Raw genomic sequence first — 22,033 nt, forward strand, 5'->3', positions numbered from 1 at the left:
CACGCCTGCATGAGGCGTGACTGTCAGTTTTGCTTCTAAATTCACCCAACTACCGGTTTCAATCCACACGCCTGCATGAGGCGTGACCACATACCCGTCTGGCATCACTGTTATTATTTTCTGTTTCAATCCACACGCCTGCATGAGGCGTGACGGATTTATATTCATTTGATTTAGGGCATTAATTTTGTTTCAATCCACACGCCTGCATGAGGCGTGACTTGCATCCCTCCACATTCCCCGGGCGTGGGTATGTTTCAATCCACACGCCTGCATGAGGCGTGACTTGACATGATCGGCAAGCAATTAGGCACCGCAATGTTTCAATCCACACGCCTGCATGAGGCGTGACTTCCAAATCGCCGATCTCCATTTCCATTTCCATTGTTTCAATCCACACGCCTGCATGAGGCGTGACGCTTGTATAGTTCCTCGGTTAAAACATAATAGTTGTTTCAATCCACACGCCTGCATGAGGCGTGACCTAGTGGCATCTATTGTATGATTGTTTTTGTCAGGTTTCAATCCACACGCCTGCATGAGGCGTGACTGTGAGGAATCTCCTGATGTGGCTACCTGTGAGGTTTCAATCCACACGCCTGCATGAGGCGTGACTCTAGTAGCATCTATTGTATGATTGTTTTTGTCAGGTTTCAATCCACACGCCTGCATGAGGCGTGACATAGATTCATACTATCACCAACTTATTTCCAGCGTTTCAATCCACACGCCTGCATGAGGCGTGACGCAATACTTCACCGTGTAACCAACAAACCAGTCTATGTTTCAATCCACACGCCTGCATGAGGCGTGACTAAACATGGACTTAATAAAATCATTTTGCAACAACGTTTCAATCCACACGCCTGCATGAGGCGTGACTATTGCGATCCACCTTATCTGCTTGATACCAGGACAGGTTTCAATCCACACGCCTGCATGAGGCGTGACTCCAACATAAACCTTTGCATTTTTTATTACTTTCAGTTTCAATCCACACGCCTGCATGAGGCGTGACCACTTAGTAAAAGTAGGTAGAAAAATAAAAGTAATAGTTTCAATCCACACGCCTGCATGAGGCGTGACAATATGATGCAGCAGTTGAAAGAACGAGATTGCAGGTTTCAATCCACACGCCTGCATGAGGCGTGACTGTCATTCTCAGCCATAAGGTTAATTTTACGCTTGTTTCAATCCACACGCCTGCATGAGGCGTGACAAGGAAATTCTCCACCAGTTAAGCAACTAAACACGTTTCAATCCACACGCCTGCATGAGGCGTGACTTAAAGGCACAAAAGTTTCAGGAAGTAGCACAGGTTTCAATCCACACGCCTGCATGAGGCGTGACCTCCCTGGCAAAAGATTGATTGATTATTTGGCTAGTTTCAATCCACACGCCTGCATGAGGCGTGACAGTTCATAAAAAAAATCCTTATTCCACTATAACTTCAGACTACAAATCCGCGAAAGTTAATTAATAGCAAAAGATCATGATACAAATAAACAGATAAATATCTCAAAAGCTTGATTATTACCTCATCGCGAACCTGCTTGCAAATTAATGTAAGCATATGCATCGCGATTCATGTTATAATAACTCCTTCCGGATCATATCCTTCTTTTGCACCAATGTGTTCAATTTTAGGTTTCCAATTGCTGCCTAAATAATAGAACCTCAAGCTGTCTTTATCCTTATCCATAACATCAATAAGTTTGTTTTTCAATAATGCTATCTGATGTGGATCAGCCAAACATTCAAAAACTGAATGTTGAACCCTTTGACCATAATCTCTGCATAATTTAGCAATTTTTCTCAATCGTTTCTCTCCAGCAACAGTTGTAGTATTTACATCATAAGTTATAAGTACCATCATAATTATATCACCTACTTCCAGAAAAATGGAGGGTAATCATCCAAATCTCCTCTAATATGCCTTGCCATCAATAGTGCTTGGGCATATGGCAAAAGGCCTATTGGTATTTTTTCATCAAGATAAGGGTGGGTAATTTCCTCCTTTTTTCTTTTTTGCCATTCAGTTAATACAAGTTTCTTTGTTTCATCTGTCATAATAACCGCTTCTGATTCCTTTTTTATAAACCCTTTTCCATTGATTTGCCTTCTGTTTATCAATGATAAAACCATCCTATCAACTAAATATGATCTAAATTCCTCCATCATATCAAGTGCCAAACTGCTTCTTCCCGGCCTGTCTCTATGAAGATATCCTACCTGTGGATCTAAACCAACTGATTCCAGTGCTGCTTCAACATCATGGGATAAAATTGTATAAAGAAACGATAACAACGCATTCACATTATCTGTTGGAGGCCTTTTAATTCTTTCATGAAAGAAAAATTCATCTTTTTGAGCAAGTATCATAGTATCAAGGCATCCAAAGTAAATTCTGGCTGCTTCTCCTTCTATACCTCGCAGCAAATCAATATTATTAACATTACGGACCTCCTCAGCTAATCTTTTCAAAATATTCACTGCTGACACCAATTCATTGCTTTCTATTTTTTCTTCATGATCCCTTAATGCTCTTTGAATGCATACCCGGGAGTTGAGAATTTTTGATACAATAAATCGCTTCGATAACCGAAGTGTTGTTTCATCATTATCAGCCCACCTATATTGTTGTCTCCTTAATAATACATTTCCATGAGCTTTTCCTGTTACTCTCCCCAAGAAATATCCGCTTGAACTCAAAAATGAAAACGCTACCCCACGTTCACAACAAAGTCTCATAAGAGCAGGACTTGCTCCAGCGTATCCAAAAGTAATAATTCCTTCAAGGTTGTGAATTGGAATTCTGAATTTAGTTTGGTCATCAGCTTTCACAAGCACATTTTCACCTTCGCAAGCCAAATAGGCATCAGGAGTGGTTACATAAAGTGTATTCAAAAGTCTTCTCATCCCAACTCCTCACTTTCATTAAAAGCAGCATTAATATAGTTGCTGACTGAACGATATTTTTTTGTCAGCCTTGGATTACACAACTCTACCAAAGAACAAATTGAACAATGCTTTCCAACTTCCGCAGGAGGAGTTTTTCCTTCCTTAAACATTTTGTGCATATAATCGATAAGGCAATATACCCTGCTCCTTATTTGTTCGTTTAAGTCAATCCTTTGCCTATGCTTAATTTGATCGTAGTAAAGTTCACCGTATTCTATTTTCACATTCATCATTTCTTCCAGACATATGGCTTGGGCACAGAGTTGCACCGCATCCCTGTCATCCTTCTTGGGTTTTCCCCTTTTAAATTCAATTGGTGTGACAATCCAAAAGCCCTGTCGTCCTTTTAGAGTCGTTGAATACTGTGATTCCGTTTCAACTCTTGTAAACTCTACAACGTCAGCTATGCCTCTTAATCCTAGAGAATAGGATACAAGAGGCATTGCCCTAACAACCCGCAGTCCTTTTCTTGTTTCATCCAAAAAAGGATCATCGGAACGCTTATGTATAAATTGTCCTTCAATAGTTCTGACATTTTCAGCCCAAAGCTGCTCTATATGTATCAATGCCCATTGGCGTCTGCAGAAAGCAAAGTGCTGTATGCCTGATAACATGAGTATTTCTTCATCGTTATACTCTTTATACATCATTTTTCAATAATGGTTACTCCTTCTGGAAGTTTCGATTTATCAAGATTAATGCTATAATCTGAAAAATCTCTAGGTGGCTTTGATATATCTTTTCTTTTAACTGAAATAATATCGAAAAGTTTTTGAGCCGAACAATTTCCCAGCTCAGATTCATGCTTGAAAATAACAAGTTTTCTAGTTGCCATTTTGCCTCTTGCAGCGGAACGGTCATGATCAAACATATTGACTAATGACTCCCATAAAACATCCAGATCTTTTTCAGCAAAGCCTGTCCGTTTGGCTAAAGGAGCAGATATGAAGCCTTCCATTTTGTATAACGCATAAGGAACGATATGTTTACGCCCCATGGTACGCTCTTTTTCAGCATCCTTTTCATTTGTAACTGCCATTCTAGTTATTGTAACCTCTTGCGGAACAATTGGGTCTATACTTTTTGCAAAACTAAATTGAACAGGTCCTCTGACTTGACCACAATTTACTTCATTTGACATTACAGCTCCAAATGCACGAATATCGTAAAATCTCCCACACATATAATCTGTTAGCTTCTTTGCTTCTTCTTTTTCTTTTGGAAGTTTTTTAGCTTCCTGCTTTATTTTAAGTTCTTCGTAAGCAAGCATGTTCAAGTTATTTAATACAGCATTTTCCTTTACATATATATCATACCCTAAACTACCAGCTCTTGATATCTCAATATAATTTCTTACCTTTCTTTTAATACATACATCAGTGACAAGACCATTGCTTGTCTCGGGATCAATCCTTGGCATATTGCCAGCATCAGGATCACCATTTGGATTTCCATTTTCTATGTCAAAAAACAATATAAATTCATACCTATTCTTTAGCTCACTCATCTTGTACATCCTCCTCTTTTTCTACTTTTGTATAATTTGCTTGATTCTGATGGTAATAACCTAAAACAAACATTCCCTGTTCTTCGAGATTGAGATGTGCCGGAAAACTGTCCAATCCGTTCATTACATCCTGAATTCTCATGTCAATGTAACCACCTTTTCCCTCTTTCTGAAGCTTTGATTTATGATGTCTGTAAAGCCTTAAAAGTATTGGAAATACTGTAGCTGGTGTTGCCGAAGCCGAGCCGAAATATTTATCACTTATTCCTGCATTAATACCCTTTCCAATTGCATCTTTCTGAGCCTTTTCCAAAAGTGAAAATAATCTTCCCAATCGATATGCCGAATTTGTCAATGATTCATTTAACCCCACTTTAATCATCTCCTCCTTTTCTTTTTGACTTTGAATCCTGAAACATCTTAACAAAAAAGCCTTTATTATTCCTACTGATATGGGATTTGCAGGTTCATCTCGTTCATCTCTTTTTGCACCTTTAACCCTTGAAAGTGCTAATGTATATAAGGAATAAGGATATATTCTGCCAGTCAAAACAGAATCTATGAGTTGTCCTCCCAATAACGGCGGAATATTTTCTGATTTCCCTAATGTAGCAACTTCTTTAAGAATTCTCCAAGGAGATATAAAAGTGCCGTATCTTTCAATGCCTACAATACTTAAATCTCTATAGTGTGTTGCAATTTTTTCCAATATTTCTCCAAATGAATTAACTCTAAAAAATCTAATTGATATACGTGCTGCATTTGGAGCTAATCCCAGCAGAAAACATCTGGTGTTTTCATCAAAATTCTTTGATTTTACTGGCAAACCATTCCTGACATGTTCCAGTATTTCTTTGGCTTGTCTTGCAGTAGAATCATCTACTACATACTGTTTTTTATCCCCCCCGCTCTCTTTTTTGTCTGGATCAAATGGATCAAGTGACCAGGCAAGAATCATTTCTTCTACATTTTTATTGTCTTCACGGCTAGCCCAAAACACCATTGTAATGTCAGCAAAATTAACTTTGTTTATTTTACTGCTTAAAAGATAGTTTAGTGCAGTTGTATATCTAAACATAGCTTTGCGACCAACTGGAGAATTATAACTTTGTTCCTTTTTGTATGATTCGAAAGATTTTTTATTAAATGATACAATAGCTGCACCAGCACTTTGTGCTCCCTGTACACCTTTTATCTCTTTGTGAGTTCTTGCTATTCTATCAATTTCTCCAGTAATAAGGCATTGAGAGGTAAATGGCCCTTTGGACTCTTTCTCATCTTCATCATCAATGGTAATACAATCTTCTAAAATCCCATTTTCATGTAAAAAACCTTTTATTCCTTCAATTTTAAAAATTATATTGTTTCCACTACCTAATTCAATAACCTTTTCTAAATCTATATGCTTTTCCCACTCATATGGATTCCATTTATCAACGAATCTCAAAAGAGCATTAACGCTTACATCACTTTGATATTCATTTAGCAAATCAGTATGTTTTTTCTTAAACGCATCAAACTTTTTTTGATGAATGTATATTTTAGTTTCTTGACCTTCTTTTTTAACCTCCAAACCAAATACATACGAAATATTGTCATAAAGAAAATTTGATTTTATATTTGACTTCCTTTGTACTTCCTTTGGCAAAATCATAAACTTGGGTAAAAATTTCTTATTATCCTCAATCATCATTGAGACAATCTCCAGTAAATCGCCATCCTTAGATAATACTATTGCATGTGATACCTTCGAACTACTGTATCCTGGCTTTGCCACTCCAGAGTCAGGATTATTCAGCAATATCTGATAGTACTCATTTAGTGCCTGTAAAATCATAATCCCACATCCCTTCTGGCATCAAAAACACCATCTACCATTATAGGCCTGAAAAAAATAGGCTTCATATTATCTTCAAAGTTAATGTCCCAAAGCATCCACCCTAAATCAATTTCGCCTTCAATTTGAGATTTTGAAATCTCGCCATCGACCAATTCGAATTGTACAGGAAATTCCCTGCATCCAAAATATGGTCTCATATGGCACTGTCCCTTCCTTGCTCTGCGTAGAAATATGTTATAATGCTTTTCAATTGTATCTTCGCTTCCTGCTTTGTCAGTCATCTCAAAGTGAGCTTCAATAACATATTCTACATCTCTCAATAGAAGTGTTGCCCTTTGCTGTCTTTCCTCTGTGATATACTGGTGCAAATCAACATTCGACCCTGAAATAGCTTTTTTTACATTTCCAATACCTATTTTTCCTTCAACTTCATTTCTCCTCACTGAATCAAACTTAATTGGTTTAATCACATGAATCTTATCAATTACCCACTTAATAGCAGGTTTCCAGTGAATTGCCTCTACAATTGCTCTTGCTGCTGATGGTGTAATTACATCATAGCTAACTCTTTCAGCCTTCATTTCAGGCCGTGTGAAGCATGCATAATCACCCCATACTCTTAACTTAATACCGTATCCCATAGTACCCTCCTTTCCATTTTCATTTTAAAACAATAGTACCTCATTTGGTGCTTTAACACTCTCTGCATCCATGAGACCTATTAAATTATTGTAAAATGAGCTGTCTCTGACAACCCAGTAAAGCCCTCCAACCTTTTCACTGCCTATTGCACCAGCTTTGACAAGTGCTTCTCTCTCAAAAACATAAATTTGCACAGAATACTTTTGAAGGCTCCTGCTGTACATTCCAGGGTATTTACTGTTTTCCATCTCAAATATCAATCTTTTAGCTTCTTCATCAAATGGAACAATAACTGTTTGCATTATATCGTCAATAAGATTAAAGCTATATGCGATATCTTCAAATGGGAACAAAAGTTCCTTTTCACCTTCTTTGATCATCTTTAAAATATCCTTTGCATCCAGCTGCTCCCTTTCAAAGTCGTATAATAGCTCAAAATAAGACTTTATGGCCTCTAAAGATAAAATGCTATCTCCAAAACTCCTTACTATACTTCTTGTTATAGATGCATTTTTACTAAATCTGCCCTTCTTGGGCATTCCATGTTCTTCAGGTTCAAAAACATAAACATTTCCATGATTCATTTTCCCTTCCCTGTTACATCTTCCTGCAGCTTGTGCAATAGAATCTATTCCTGCCATAGCCCTATAAACAACTGGAAAATCAACATCTACACCCGCCTCTATCAACTGTGTTGAAATAACCCTGCAAGTTTTTTTCTCCCTAAGTCGTATTCGAATCTCCGCCAATATCTGTTTTCGGTGTGCTGGACACATTCTTGCTGAAAGATGATAAATTCCATCAGATGTTAACTCTGCAATTTTTTCAAAAAGCTTTTTTGCGTGTTTTCTGGTATTCACTATACATAATACCTGGTCGAGCTTTGTTATTTCTGCTGCTATATTAAGATCACTTATATTACCTAAATATTGAATTTTTACTCTTTCAAATGCTTTCTGTAGTCCTATTGGATTTTCAATTATTTCTATAGGATTAATGTTACTAGGAAGCATATCTCTAATTGCAGGCTGAGTTGCAGTACACAATACTACTGTCACACTATAATTCTCAATTAGCTCAACCAAGGCCCATAAGCAAGGCATTAAGTAATCTAGCGGCATCATTTGAGCTTCATCAAGAATTACTACACTATTTGCAATGTTATGTAATTTTCTACATTTGGAGCTTTTATTACTGAACATTGATTCAAAAAATTGGACTGCTGTAGTAGTTATAATAGGCATATCCCAGTTTTCAGTTGAAAGCCTGTGCTTTTTTTCATTATCCGACCAATTATCATAGCTGCCGTCTGGATAATCGAAATTGCTGTGATGTTCCAAAACAACATCCATTCCTAATGCATCACGGAAAACCTGGGCATTTTGTTCAATAATGCTGGTGTAAGGAATAACATATATTATTCTGTCTTTTTTATTTTTAATTGCATGTTTCAGGGCGAACGCCATTGATGAATATGTTTTTCCACCTCCTGTAGGAACAGTTAATGTATAAAACCCATTTTTACAATTAGCTGCTTCAAGGCATGATTGTAAAATTTTTTGGCGTTCAATATTTATAGAAGTGGCATTATTCAGACTTTTAAACTCAAGCTCCTTCAAAGTATTTTCAAACTTTATGAATATATCACTAATATTTGCACTAGAGCCCCTATGTATTGATTTATCGAAAGCCATAAATTTTTCTGTATCAATAAAATCAGCATCCACTATGCAAGAATAAAGCATCCGTACAAAAAATGATCTACTAAATGCTGAAGTTTCTGCATTTTGGGGAACAGGTATGTTTTTAATATCTTCTTTACCTAATAGAGGAATCTGTATCTCATTCTCATAAGAACTGTAATTTGGAAGATCCTCCTTTTCTAATCTTGACAATAAGTTTCTATCATTTCCTCTGTTTCCATTTGGCAAACCGCCATGGTGTCCTGCCACAACATAGGCAAGTACTCTTCCAATCTGACAGCCATATTTCTCTTCCAACTCTTTAGCTCCTGCTGTAGAATGATCTACTTTATGTTTCTTCCCTTCAAGTCGTTCTTGGAATTCTTTTGAGTATTTCCCCAAATCATGTACCATCCCAGCAGTATACGCCAGCTTCCCGGCCCCAAAAGCATTGGCAAATTTTTCACTATATTCTGCAACATTTACAAGATGGTCTATTAACAGTTGCCAATCTGACTTGTCCTTATTATCAGTAGTATGTGCGTAGTAAGCCATATCTCCCCACCTCAATTTTCATTTCCCTTACAATCTAAATTATATACGCTAACCTGGTCATATATCTGCAGGATAAAAATTTTTATAATTATTTCTTATTTTATCTATTTCATCCAGCAATTCCTTCCTCAACTCTCCCGGTTCCATGACAACAACCTGACTTCCCATGCTTAGAACCCAGCTCTTTATCTCCGTTAATCCTTTCATTTTTGCTTCAAAAATAATCGATCTATCTTCAAATTCAGTTATTTTCTGATCCTCAACCCAGATTTTCTCCTTTACAATCTGAGACATTGGAAAACTGATCTTTAACTTTACTTTAAGTTCTTCATCCTTATAAATACCTATACAATTCTTCATAAAACTGCTTAGCTTGAAGCTGCTATCCGCTTCAAATCTCTCCTCCATAACAGTGTAACTCCTAATTCTGCTAAGTTTGAAATCAAGTATTTTACCCCTTTGTTCACAATAGGCGGCGAAGTACATATCTCCCTTATATTGATATATGGCATAGGGTCTTACAACTCTCTTGGACAATCCTGAATTTAATGAAATGTATTCCATAGCCATCTTATTCCTTGATATAATTGCAGCATGGATTTCAATAAGCTTTTTTCGCTCATCTATGAACTTTCCATTTCCCTTTGAGCTTTTAACCATATAATTATCAATATAATTGGATTCATCAGAAGTTTTGCTGTAAACAAGGTTAAGTTTTTCCAGAAATGTATTGTAATCATTTGAGACAGGGTGATTGGTATCGGTAAGCTGCTTTTGTGCAATTAGAACAGAAATATATTCCTCTGGTGTAATATTAAGCGACAATAAATAATCATCATTTTCAAGATAGTATCCACCGTATTTGCCTGCTTTTGAGTTGATGTATATACCTGCTTGCAGCAAGTCATCCTTGTATCTTCTTATTGTTCTTTCATCAACCTCAAGTATTTGGGAGAGTTCCTTTATTTTTATTATGCCTTTACTTTTTAAAATAACAAGCATTCTAAGTGCATTTCCGACTTGACTCATAAAATTATCCCCTAATTGTATAAGTTATCCCTATATTTTCCATTTGACAATACATGTTGAAGTGTAAATTAATTTAATTAACATCATCATTATACAACTTATGAAATAATTATTCAAATAAACAATTTTTGCTACATAGCATAGTGGCACAGAATTATAAAATATAAATAAAACCCCCCGATCAAGGATCAGAGGGTTTTATTTATAGCACAAGTTATTTTTTGATCATGACTAAATATTATTTTTTACGGAGTATAACGAATAGTTATCTTCTTTTCAGTATCATTCCACTCAATAGTTGATCCAAAATTTTCAGTAACAAATCTTAAAGGCAGCATGGTTCTTTCTTTTATAATCGCAGGAGCAACATCAAGCTTCTTTTTCTCAGCTCCAACAAAGCTTTCGGTTTTATCAATCCAAAGTTTTATTGTTTTACCCTTCAAAGTAATATCAACTCTTCCTTCATTTCCATCCCATGCAATAGTCCCGCCCATTGCTTCAATAATTGACCTGATAGGAACCAATGTTCTGTTATTTACAATTACAGGCGAGGTGTTTCTTCCAGGGTCAACTTCTTTTTCCACATCATTTACAGTCATTTTGGATTTGTTGATTTGAAGCTCAATTACACCTGCTGCACTTTTCATAACATCTTCGTACATTGTTTTAACATCAGTGGCACTAAGAGCATAATTGTAGATTTTGAGATCATCTATCATACCGTAAAATTCTCTACCTGTAGCACCGTCATAATTTCCGATGAATAATGAACCATCAGTTTTATTCAATATTTTATCTTTTTCCTCGACAACTTTTGATTTTATAAACTTATCATCCTGATAAATTGAAACACTGCCATTATCAAAGGTTAATGTAAGCATACACCACTTGTCTCCTATAAGCGGCATTTCTTTTCCGGAAGAAACACGGGTAGTATTAAAATCGTTACCGTCGAACTCTCCCATTCCTTGTTTACTATCCCTAAGAGCAACATAATATGGGGAATATGTATTTCCCTTTTTTATAATAAGAGTTCTTATTCCTCCCCAATTGCTCCTATCTACATTCGGACTCATTTTTACCCACATTGAAGCTGTAAAATGAGAACTAAAATCAAGCAAATCATTGTCCTTAACTTCTATGTAGCCATTTCCAAACTGTGCACATTTGCCTGAAATACCTTCTGAAAAAGGAACATCACCTTTAATTTCTCCATCAAGAGAATTACCTGAAGAATCCTTAAAATCGTTATCAAATTTGTAATGAGCGATTAGCTTGTCACCGTCTACTGAAAAACACTGAAAACTAACTACAGAAAACGTGATTAATAAACCAAGTACCAAACTAATTACATTTCTTGATTTCATACATGTACCCCCTAATTAAGTTAATATTATTGAATTTTATTATACATTTAGAAATTTTATTTTAATATCAAATTTTTGCTGAATTTTAATAGATTTTTGCCTTGATTTTATTAAAGACTCAATTGGTTATGGGGATAGATTAAGCTATTACAATGATTTGATAAATGTTGACGGGGTAATACCTGTCTTCCTTTTAAAAACTGAAGTAAAGTGACTATGATTTGAAAAACCCAGCATATAGCTAACTTCAGTAATAGAATATTTCTTTGATTTGAAAAGATCAACAGCTTTATTGATTTTTAGGTCCATATAGTATTCATAAGGTGTTTTGCCAGTAGAATCTTTAAATAAACGTGAAAAATAATAAGGACTTAAGTTTGAAACTTTGCACAATGTTTCAAGCGAAAAATCTGTAGCAGTATTTTCCCACAAAAAATCTATAGCCTTATTAATGTCAATTCTTGATGAATAATGTCTTTTTTCATGCTGATTGGGTAAATTGTTTTTCAATTCCCTTAAAACATTAATTGATATCTGAATTGCGATGCTATCAATTACAAACTGATAGCCTGACTGTCTTGTTTTGCATTCATCTATAAAAAGATTGATATGATGCAACAGAATACTACTAAGATAATTATTTGCGTTATCGAAGGATATCTTGCTTCTGTTAAATGCATCTTTTGATAATTCCTGAAGTTTTTTCTTTTCTATAAACATCGCCAAGTAATCAATTTTCTCTGTACTGTTTTGTTGGCATACGTTTATGACTTGATCCGGGTTTGTAGAAAAGATATGAGCCTTATATAAATTTTTTTCTTTTTTATCAACAAATATAGGCGGTATATATTCTTTGGGTAAAATAAAATGAAAGCAATCAAATGTAGTTTCTCCGTAAGCAAAACATTCGGGCTTAAATAACGCTAAGTCTGCAGAACAATACGATTCGTGCTTTATACATGAATTATCTTTTATTTTGCTTATAACTCTGTCCTCAAACATATATTTACACCTCAACAAGTAAATGCTTACATTTATATATGCATATATTATAGCACAGCATGTTTAAGGCCACAATCAAAGTAGTCTGTAGAAAAAACAGTATCTAATGCCTAAACAGTTATTTTACTTTTTCAAAAGCATGTGATAATTGAAGATAACAATAGCCCCGATAAGACCGGAATATTTAGATTTCCAAAATCGTTCCCCATTCACTCCCCGAATATACTTTTGAGTGAAATTCAAGCTTAACTTCTACTAAAATTAGGAATATAATAATGTTAAAGATTTAACACTGTTTAAACACTTCGAGCGCAAAGTGCTAGTGTTATCTAGATAAAAAACATCATTAATCTTACATTTGGCGGAGCAAATAGCAAACGCTTCAATGAAATTTGCGATAGACAAATGTAAAGATTAATTGATTTTTATCGAGGCACTTCTTTAAACAATGTCATACTTATTTCTTTGTTTGGTTTTTTGTAACGTTCCATGAAAATACCGATATATTAATAAATAACTAATATGCTTAATATATTATTATTGGTATAATTATGATAGCTAAGTTTGATAAAAGTATTCCTTTATCAACCCGCATTTATACATCATTTGGAAAGCAGGGATTATGAGAGGAGGGAAACGTTTAATATGAATATTGTGTATTGGATTATTTTTGCAGTAGGAATACTGTACACTTTTGTATCAGTTATAATTAACGGAATATCCGGGGCATTGCACATTGGACATCATATAGGACATATAGACGGAGATTTGGGAGGATTAGGAGGACATGGTGATGTTGGCGGACATAGCCATGCAGCAGGGCATAGTCATGTGGGAGGAGATAGTCATGTTGCAGCACACAACCATGTTGCAGGAGACGCTGTTGGGCATTCAGGAGATGTTAATGGCAATACACACTCCGGACACCAATCAAGTATACAACATTCTTTTCTTTCCTGGTTCTCCATATTAATTAACCCACTCGTCGCCGTATCATTTTTAACTGTATTTGGTGGAATTGGTATTTTAGGCACTGAGTATTTCAAATGGGTAGCTATATTGGTATTTTTAGTTTCCTTTGTTTCAGCAGTAATTGTTTCATTTTTACTATATAGATTTATCGCTATTCCACTGTACAAATCCGAGAACTCAAGTGATGTATCAAGACAAGATTTGATAAGTACGCCAGCTGAAGTTATTTCTCCAATACTTGAAGACGGCTTTGGAAAAATAAGATACGTAGTAAATGACATAAGACATACGGCACCAGCTAAACACATTGAAGGTAAACCGGTGGAACAGGGAAAACGAGTAGTGATTTGCAAATTGGATAATAGTACTTTTTATGTTTCTGAAATTGAAGAGATTTAGAAGTTAAATTCGATTATGACCAAACAATTTATTTATGTAGAGGAGAGGATCATATGCCAGATTTTTCATTAGTTTCAGTAGTACCTATTTTGATAGTAGCTGTAGTCTTCATTTTAATATTCAGTCTTTTTTCAATGTATCGAAAAGTACCACAGGACAAAGCATTGGTAGTCACAGGATTTAGAGGCAGGAGGGTAATCACCGGCGGAGGCGGAATTGTTGTTCCTTTATTGGAGAGAACAGATATTATGTCACTTGAAAATATGCAGATTGATATTCGTATTGATGGTGCATTAACATCCCAAGGCGTTGGTATTATAGCCGATGGTGTTGCAGTAGTCAAAATTAAATCTGATAAGGAATCAATACTTTCAGCAGCTGAGCAGTTCAACACTTCAAAAGGTATGGACCACATGCTGGCTGTTATATCCAAAACAACCCAACAGGTACTTGAAGGTAAACTTAGAGAAATTGTATCAAGAATGACTGTTGAGGAGATTTATAAGGACAGGGAAACTTTTGCCTCCCATGTACAGGGAGTTGCTGCAACCGAGCTTCAAAGTTTAGGACTGGAATTAAAAGTTTTGACTATCAAGGATATAGCTGATAAAAACGGATACTTGGAAGCCCTTGGTAAACCAAGAATTGCAGAAGTTAAAAGAGATGCTCAAATTGCAGAGGCTAATGCAACTAAGGAAACCAAGATTAAAACTGCAGAAGCAAATAGAGAAGGTGAAGCTGCCAGAATTCAAGCTGAAACCCAAATTGCAGAGGCTAACAGGGACAAAGAACTGAAGGTTCAATCCTATAATAAGGACCAACAAACCGCTAAAGCGGAAGCAGACTTGGCTTACGATATAAAAGCAAACGTAGTTAAAAAAGATGTAGCCGAAACCGAAATGCAAGTTGAAATTGTAAGAAAACAAAAAGAAATAGAACTTGCTGAACAAGAAGCTATCAGAAAAGAGAAAGAACTTGAAGCTACCGTTAAGAAGCAAGCTGATGCAGAAAACTATAGGGCTACAAAAAATGCCGATGCAAATAGATATAAGGAAGTTGCAGAAGCTGAAGCAAGGGCACGTGCAATCGAAATAGAAGGTGAAGCAAAAGCTAAGGCAAAAAGGGCTGAAGGTATGGCCGAAGTTGAAATCATTAAAGCAAAAGGTGAAGCAGAAGCTTTGGCTATGGCGAAAAAAGCGGAAGCATTTAAAATGTACAACGATGCAGCTGTCACTCAGATGATAATTGAAAAATTGCCCGAAATCGCTCAAGCAATTGCAAGTCCTTTGGCAAAGACCGAAAAGATTGTAATTGTTGATAACGGCAGCGGAGATGGCAACGGAAAGGGAGCTTCCAAGGTCACCGGATATATAACCGATATAATGGCACAGCTTCCGGAAACGGTTGAGGCTCTGACAGGTATGAATGTTATGGATTTATTGAAAAAAGATTCATCTAAAAATATACAGGCAAAAGACGGAAAAACTGCTGTACCTGATGTTTTTCAATCTCTTGAAGAAGCAGGTACAACTAAAGAGTAAGCATAGGGATATAGGGTTAAGGGTGCTGCAAAACTAAAATCAGTTTAGCAGCACCCTTTTAATATCTGGAATATCATCAATATTTCTTATCACTCTTTAGCTTCTGTGCAAGCTCATTTAAGTCATTTCCCTTTAATGCTCCTTCCAAAAGCTGCGGCAGAAGCATTGGAGTGCAGGCAAAACAAGGTATTCCAATCTGGGATAATCTCCTTGAAAGTCCTTCATCATAAGAAGGTATACCTTTATCGGATAAAGCTAAAAGGCATATTACCTTTACCCCGACTCATACATTTCAGTCATCCTTCTTACAAGAGAAGCTTGATTGCCTCCTTCGTAAAGGTCAGAGATAAGTATAAAAAGGGTCTTTTTAGGGTCCGTTATAAACTGGCTGCAATATGCCACCGATTTGTTTATATCAGTCCCTCCACCTAGCTGGATTCCAAAAAGCATATCAACAGGGTCATTGCTGCATTGCTCTGTCAGATCTACTATTTCTGTGTCAAATGCAACAATCCTTGTGTTAAGTGCCGACATGCTGGAAAATATTGAACCGGCTATTGATGCATATATTACCGACTCAGCCATGGAACCGCTCTGGTCAATATCCAGTATGACGTTCCATTGGTTTGAACGCTTTGCACGGTCAAAGAAATAAATCCTTTCAGGAATAATCTTTTTGTATTCCTTGTTATAGTTTTTCAAGTTCCGGTTAATTGTGTATTTCCAGTCAATACTTGAAGCACTTGGAATAGGTGAATGGTTACGTTTATTTAATGCACCTGTCACTGCTTTCCTGATGTCATTTTCCAGCCGCTTGTTTATATCCTCAACAACTGCCCTTACAAGCTGCCTGGCAGTTTCCTTGGTCCTTTCAGGAATTTTGCCCTTAAGTGCCATAAGGGTAGCTACCATTTCTATATCAGGTTTTACATTTTTAAGCACCTCAGGTTCAAAAAGCAGCTGTTTCAAGCCTTTTCTTTCAATAGCATCGGTCTGTATAACCGAAACAATATCCTCAGGAAAACAAGTTCTGATATCGGCAAGCCACTTTGCCAATTTGGGAGAAGACGAACCTTTTCCTGCCGAACGTGTACCTTTAGAACCTTGATTTGTAGAGTTACCCCCATCACCTGAGGTTTCATCATAAATTGATGCTAAAGCTTCATCCATAATAAGCTCATCCTGATCCAGACAAATGCCTTCCTTCGAATATGTATCCAGCATTTCACTGCCTTTTTCACCTAAAATCAGTCTCCATCGTTTAATAAGCTTTGTATCCATCGTTATATATCTCCAAAATCAAATTCATTAATATCTTCAAGAGTTTTTTGTTCTTCTTCCTCAAGCTCCCTATTTAATATATCACTTACTTCTTCGCTTCCAACGCCCCATATCTCGCCTAAAATTTCACAGACGCTTCTCTTTTCGGAAGGCCCAAAGCTGCTGAAGGCTCTTCTTAAAAAAACAAGGGCACGTTTAAATCCGTCATCCTCCAAAGATTCAACATAAAGAGATATCTGCTCCCATAAGGCAGTTCTTGCAATAAGTGCATACTTGTTCCTAAGAGACAACCCCTCAAACCATCCTGCTCCAATATCGGCTTCTATACCAGGTGAAAGCCTCCTCATGACCTCGGACGAAAGACGGTCGTTGTCCATAAGATTTCTCTCGAGCAGTATGGAACATGCATAACCTGAAAGCTTGGGGTTTCTGTCATCAAGGCCTGCAAGTTTTTTAAGTTCCTCCAGCCATATCCCTTCATCCACCACATTGTAGTGTTCTAAAGAAATGGAGTTTAAGCTGTTTATTGCTTCAATTATAATCTTTGCAGCTTCGTTATCGCATCTCGCAGCTTCAACAAGCAGCAAAGCCCCACGCAAAAACAACTGGCTTAAAAGTGGAATAAAGTGGCTGGTATCAAATTTTCTGATATCCCCGTAGCTTATAACAGTTGCCATGTCTTTAGCTGCAGCCGCAATTTCAGCAAAAGCTCCTGAATCCACCGCAAGCCTTTGGAGTTCCTTCCTGGCCATTTCCATTGCATCAATAAGACCGCAAAGGCATGCCTCCCTTATAACCGCAGAGGCTTCTTCAACCCTCCCGCACTTTTCCAGCATGTCTTTTAGTGCGTAAGCTGAAGCAAGCTCTATAGTTTCTCCCTTTAGAGTGGATTCAACCAGTTCAATTTCGGCCTCAGGTGTCCACCTTAATGTCCAGGCTTCCGCCCAGGTAGCCGATTGTTGGGCACGGGGCTTATACTTCTGGAAGCTAACATTTAAAACTCTTAACCTATGCAGAAAGAATGACCGGTTTAAATCAAGGTAAGCAGCATCCTTGGATTGAACCCTTCTATTTTCCCTTAGGTCCAGCTCAATATCCATTGCAACAGCAGACCTGTATTTATCCAGCTTGAGCCTTTTCAGCTCCCTGTAAAAATCATCCTGTATTGATGTTCTGCTTACGCCTTCAGGCAGAGAACCTATTCCAGTCCCAATCTCCGTACGAGCAACAGCTTCCGAAACAGCAGATAGCTCCCCATAACCAAGGCAAACAATAGCTGCATCTCTTAAATCCTTTAATACAGGTGCGATTCCCCCCCGCATAGCTGACATTGCATTGGCAAGCCTCACTCCCTCTATAGCCTCTGCCGACGAACGGTGAGTTCCGCTTTCTCTCATGTGCCCTGCAATTCCGGACAAATAAAGTGCTGGAAGCCGCTCTAAATCATTTTTCTTCATACAATCCCACATGTGCTCAAAATACTGGGGTGCACCATTACCCGCTCCATAGCCTGACCTGGAAGAAAGCTTGTAATATGAGTAAGGCATAAGTGTTAGCTTGGTTTTTATCCTTGGAAGGCTTTCAAACTCTTCCTCAGTCATTGGGGGCATTTCCGGCCCAAGCACTGAGGAGTGGTATGCACCTGTCACCACAACCACCTTTTGGGCTAAATGACCTTTATCTAAAACCTCCCTGATTTTTTTCCTCATATAGGCTTCTCTGACAAGATTCTGTGCCATATGAGATGGTGAATCATGGGACAGCTCCCTTAAGCCTTTCCCAAATTCGTATACTCCCAGCCTGTATGAATCTTTTAAAAGGTTATGCTCAAAGCTTCTCTCCCAGTATGATTCATGATCTTCTTCCCCTGCAGTTTCCGCCCATTTTTCATAAATACTTGTACCTGTAGGCTGTGCTTCACTTTCACCTGTACCCCTTATTTGCCGGTATTCAAGTGTTAAAAATACATCAGAGGGTAAATCAATAAACTCTGCATGGACATTGTGATTGTTTGCCCATACTAAAGCCTGATATTCAGGTGAGTATTCAGCCATGGGATATAAAAGGGTCTTGATGGGGAGTTCTTCAGTGTATGCAAGAACAGCAAAGGGAGGCTTGGTACCCGGTGCTGTAAAATACTCTATTTGGGAATTTGCATCCGAAAGGCCTTCAATCAATACTGCAGTAGGCTTCACTTCATCAAGAAATTTCAGAAGGTGATAAGCCCCGCCCGGAGACAAATGCCTTATACCAAAAAAATGAGGTGTGTATTTTTGCATTCTACACATTCAACTCCCTACATGCATTATAAAGGTCTCGCCACTCGGCTCCCCGCCTTTTTAAAACATTATCTATATATTCACGCCACACAAGCTTATCCTTTTCCTCATCCTTAACAACTGCTCCCTGCAGCCCTGCAGCCAGATCTTGGCTGGTTATACTGCCGTCTCCAAAGCTTGCGGCAAGTGCCATGCTGTTTGCAAGGAGAGAAATCGCTTCAGCTGTTGACATAACACCGCTTGGTGACTTGACTTTTTCTTTGTTATCCAGTGTGTTTCCGCTTCTTAATTCCCTAAAAATAGTAACAACCTTGGCAACGGAATCCTCAGCAGGAAGTGCAGCTTGAAGCTCAAGATTTTCAGCCAGTTCACTCACTCTTTTTCTTACTATTTCGATTTCAGTGTCTATATCTCCCGGTGTTGGCAGGACAATGATGTTAAAACGCCTTTTTAGTGCTGCCGACATATCATTTACGCCGCGATCCCGGGTATTTGCAGTTGCAATAAGGGAAAATCCCCTGACAGCAGGTATTTCAAGCCCAAGCTCCGGCACAGAAATTCTTTTTTCAGACAATATGGATATCAATGCATCCTGAACCTCCGATGCACACCTGGATATTTCCTCAAACCTGACAATGCCGCCTTGTTCCATGCACTTTAAAACAGGGCTCTTAACAAGAGCTTCCATGGATGGACCATTGGCAAGAAGCATTGCATAGTTCCATGAATACCTTATATGTTCTTCAGTTGTTCCAGCCGTTCCCTGCACCACCTGGGTTGAATCTCCGTTAATGGCTGCTGCAAGATGTTCCGACAGCCAGGACTTTGCTGTTCCCGGATCACCGATGAGCAAAAGTGCCCTATCGGTTACAAGGGTGGATATGGCAATTTCCACAAGCCTCTTGTTACCTATATACTTGGGAGTAATATCAACGCCCTTGACCTTACCTCCGGTTATGTATGTGAGTACCGATTGGGGTGACATTTTCCAGCCGGCCGGTATTCTGTTCTTTTCTGCTGAAATTAAAGCCTCTATTTCCTTCCCATACTGCATTTCAGCAGGCAATCTTAAAACCCCACTATTATTTGCCATATATTATACTCCTTCATTCTTTAATTTATTGTCTTAACTTCTTCAAATACTCGCCCGCTTCAATGAGCTTTAAGGCACCTTCATAATCACATTTCCTCGCATACTCCAAAATCACATCGGCATTTTCAGGCGGCAAAAGCTTTACCAATTCTGCAAGCTGGTCAATATAGTAACCCAAATAGTACTTTTTGCTTTTGATATTATACTCCAGCAAATCGATTATAACCTCTGCAGTTTTAGGATGGCTGGCTTGTATAAGCCCTTTAATCTTAGATATTGCGTTATATAAGTCACGACCCTTATCCTTTTGCAGACATTGGAGAAGGTGATTTATCGTTACTTCATCTCCCTTGCTGGTCAGTAAAGCCGCAAGGTCGGTTTCTCCAGCTTTGGCCAATAAAGGTGCCCATCTTGTATCCATCATTACAGACTCTTTATTTATGCTGTTAGGTTTAGCATTTGCAGCTGGACTATCAACTTCTATAACCTTTAACTCACGGGAATAGCAAAGGCCTCTTAAAACACTGATAATAGTTTTCGGTTTGGCTGAGGACTTTTCAATGGTGAAAAACCCTGAATAGGTTTCAAACACCTGTGCCGGAGAATTTACATATATAGCAGCTTCAAATGAATAGTTGAGGTAAAGGGCGTTGTATTCATTTCCTGCTTCAGCAAGAAGTTCATAGGCATTTACAGTTCTCATACTTAGAAGTAGCCCTGCAGCCATTTGAGCTAAGGTAGGATATTGCCCAAAAGCTATATCCCGCAGTTTTATTTTGCTTAGCTCTTTTGTATGCTCCATGCACTTTTTTAAAAACAGGAAAATCCCCTCATCTTTTCTTCCATCCATACATGAAAGTATATTGAAAAAATGCTCAACTTCCTGCTTATAAGCCGATTCATCTTTTGGAGAAATTGAATCTCCCGATCTCAATCGCTTAAAAATATTGTTCAATCCAACTTCCGCCTCATTAAGAAGGTAGTTAACAATCAGCCTGGAAGGATTTATCTTCATGGTTTTTAATGCTGTTACTTTATCTTTCCCCTCGAATATTTCAATAAGCCTGTTAGCAATTTTAGGCGTATCAAGGGTTTCAGCAGCTTCTAAGGCAGCTTCTCTGATTTCTTTCTTTTTGTCCTTAGTAAATTCTATAAACATTTCCTCAAATTCAGGAAAATTCTTAAGGATCTTTATGGCACTGATTCTTACAGCGGTACTTCCCTTTTCGTTTGCCTGGTGGAATAACTCTTTTTCATCTTTCCCTGATAGTTCCCAAATCAACTCAAGTATTCTGGCATCACCTTTTCCACCTTCAAAGGAAAACCTCTTTTTTAATATTTTAGTAATATCCTTTCCATATCCTTTCAGTATTTCAAATGCCAGTTCGGCTACTTCATAATACTGCTCATTTAAGGCATTAATCAAAGGATATAGGAGCCTTAAGTCATTAAATATTCCTTCCTTATGGGCCTCACGAATTATTTCTACTCTTCCCTGTCCTTTATTAAGAAGAGCATCGGCAACAGGTTTGATCTTCCTGAATGAAACATCTGTAGTTACACCAAGACACTCCGGTTCAAATTCCAGAAGCTCTCCCTTAATTCCGGTTTCGCCCTGAGTATACAGCACAGCATTTATAAGCCCTGCCAGCTCCAACAGCTTGTCGGATGCTTTCCCATCCTGAGGTTCTATAAGCTTTTCCAGTATACCGGAAATCCTTGCAAAGACCGGTGCACTTTCACCAGCCTTCATAAATTGTGGCAAAAGCTTTTTAAGCCTGAAATCACCTATTGCTAGCTCTGAGCCTGCTATCATCAGCCTTCTGACCTCGCCCTGCAAATCATATAGTAATGCGATACTCATATTCTCACTCCATTTACAC

General features: G+C 37.7%; 16 protein-coding genes and 1 CRISPR repeat array (1 of these 17 cut by a window edge). Of the genes, 2 read left to right on the forward strand and 14 right to left on the reverse strand.

All coding sequences use genetic code 11. The features are described from left to right. Positions 1–1,416: a CRISPR direct-repeat array (repeat unit 32 nt; unit sequence GTTTCAATCCACACGCCTGCATGAGGCGTGAC); it begins 6,703 nt to the left of the window's first position. A 169-nt stretch (positions 1,417–1,585) separates the two neighbouring features. From cas2 to Bccel_RS13005, 10 genes are all read right to left on the reverse strand, one after another. After that, positions 1,586–1,876, reverse strand: a complete 291-nt coding sequence (cas2, locus tag Bccel_RS12960; RefSeq protein WP_036944123.1) for a CRISPR-associated endonuclease Cas2 — start codon at positions 1,874–1,876, stop codon at positions 1,586–1,588. Between the two features lie 11 nt (positions 1,877–1,887). Beyond that, on the reverse strand, positions 1,888–2,919 hold the full coding sequence (cas1c, locus tag Bccel_RS12965; protein ID WP_036944121.1) for a type I-C CRISPR-associated endonuclease Cas1c: 1,032 nt from the start codon (positions 2,917–2,919) through the stop codon (positions 1,888–1,890). Continuing rightward, entirely contained in the window at positions 2,916–3,611 is a 696-nt protein-coding gene (gene cas4 / locus Bccel_RS12970) for a CRISPR-associated protein Cas4 (RefSeq protein WP_152966003.1), read from the reverse strand. Before cas4 ends, cas1c begins: the two co-directional genes overlap by 4 nt. Continuing rightward, positions 3,608–4,468 carry a type I-C CRISPR-associated protein Cas7/Csd2 gene (cas7c, locus tag Bccel_RS12975; RefSeq protein WP_036944119.1) on the reverse strand — a complete coding sequence of 287 codons (861 nt, stop codon included), beginning with the start codon at positions 4,466–4,468 and terminating at the stop codon, positions 3,608–3,610. Before cas7c ends, cas4 begins: the two co-directional genes overlap by 4 nt. Further along, positions 4,461–6,305 (reverse strand): type I-C CRISPR-associated protein Cas8c/Csd1, encoded by a 1,845-nt coding sequence (gene cas8c, locus Bccel_RS12980; protein WP_036944117.1) that lies wholly within the window; start codon positions 6,303–6,305, stop codon positions 4,461–4,463. Before cas8c ends, cas7c begins: the two co-directional genes overlap by 8 nt. Next, on the reverse strand, positions 6,302–6,949 hold the full coding sequence (gene cas5c / locus Bccel_RS12985; RefSeq protein WP_036944115.1) for a type I-C CRISPR-associated protein Cas5c: 648 nt from the start codon (positions 6,947–6,949) through the stop codon (positions 6,302–6,304). The genes cas8c and cas5c overlap by 4 nt, the downstream gene beginning before the upstream one ends. Positions 6,950–6,973: 24 nt before the next feature. Continuing rightward, positions 6,974–9,187 (reverse strand): CRISPR-associated helicase/endonuclease Cas3, encoded by a 2,214-nt coding sequence (locus tag Bccel_RS12990; RefSeq protein WP_036944113.1) that lies wholly within the window; start codon positions 9,185–9,187, stop codon positions 6,974–6,976. A gap of 57 nt (positions 9,188–9,244) precedes the next feature. Beyond that, positions 9,245–10,216, reverse strand: a complete 972-nt coding sequence (locus Bccel_RS12995) for a helix-turn-helix transcriptional regulator (RefSeq protein WP_036944111.1) — start codon at positions 10,214–10,216, stop codon at positions 9,245–9,247. 245 nt (positions 10,217–10,461) lie between these two features. Next, positions 10,462–11,583, reverse strand: a complete 1,122-nt coding sequence (locus Bccel_RS13000; protein ID WP_050753421.1) for a stalk domain-containing protein — start codon at positions 11,581–11,583, stop codon at positions 10,462–10,464. Positions 11,584–11,730: 147 nt separating this feature from the next. Beyond that, the gene (locus Bccel_RS13005; RefSeq protein WP_036944109.1) at positions 11,731–12,585 is read right to left on the reverse strand and encodes a helix-turn-helix domain-containing protein; all 855 of its coding nucleotides are present in this window, start codon (positions 12,583–12,585) and stop codon (positions 11,731–11,733) included. A gap of 645 nt (positions 12,586–13,230) precedes the next feature. Here Bccel_RS13005 and Bccel_RS13010 point away from each other — a divergent pair. Beyond that, complete coding sequence (locus Bccel_RS13010) at positions 13,231–13,956, forward strand: NfeD family membrane protein (RefSeq protein WP_036944107.1); 726 nt, start codon at positions 13,231–13,233, stop codon at positions 13,954–13,956. 53 nt (positions 13,957–14,009) lie between these two features. Then, positions 14,010–15,497: a flotillin family protein gene (locus Bccel_RS13015; RefSeq protein WP_036944104.1), complete on the forward strand. Its 1,488-nt coding sequence runs from the start codon at positions 14,010–14,012 to the stop codon at positions 15,495–15,497. A gap of 273 nt (positions 15,498–15,770) precedes the next feature. On the opposite strand, the gene Bccel_RS13020 is transcribed toward Bccel_RS13015, so the two are convergent. Genes Bccel_RS13020 through Bccel_RS13035 form a run of 4 tightly spaced genes read right to left on the reverse strand, consistent with a single transcriptional unit; the run spans position 15,771 to position 22,014 of the window. Then, positions 15,771–16,778 (reverse strand): VWA domain-containing protein, encoded by a 1,008-nt coding sequence (locus Bccel_RS13020; protein ID WP_338053605.1) that lies wholly within the window; start codon positions 16,776–16,778, stop codon positions 15,771–15,773. 2 nt (positions 16,779–16,780) lie between these two features. Next, positions 16,781–19,057, reverse strand: a complete 2,277-nt coding sequence (locus Bccel_RS13025; protein ID WP_036944099.1) for a DUF5682 family protein — start codon at positions 19,055–19,057, stop codon at positions 16,781–16,783. A 1-nt stretch (position 19,058) separates the two neighbouring features. Then, on the reverse strand, positions 19,059–20,150 hold the full coding sequence (locus Bccel_RS13030; RefSeq protein WP_036944098.1) for an ATP-binding protein: 1,092 nt from the start codon (positions 20,148–20,150) through the stop codon (positions 19,059–19,061). Between the two features lie 25 nt (positions 20,151–20,175). Continuing rightward, positions 20,176–22,014 carry a HEAT repeat domain-containing protein gene (locus tag Bccel_RS13035; RefSeq protein WP_050753422.1) on the reverse strand — a complete coding sequence of 613 codons (1,839 nt, stop codon included), beginning with the start codon at positions 22,012–22,014 and terminating at the stop codon, positions 20,176–20,178. Positions 22,015–22,033 lie beyond the last annotated feature (19 nt).

It is taken from the genome of Pseudobacteroides cellulosolvens ATCC 35603 = DSM 2933, from assembly GCF_001262605.1.
GTDB lineage: Bacteria > Bacillota > Clostridia > Acetivibrionales > DSM-2933 > Pseudobacteroides > Pseudobacteroides cellulosolvens.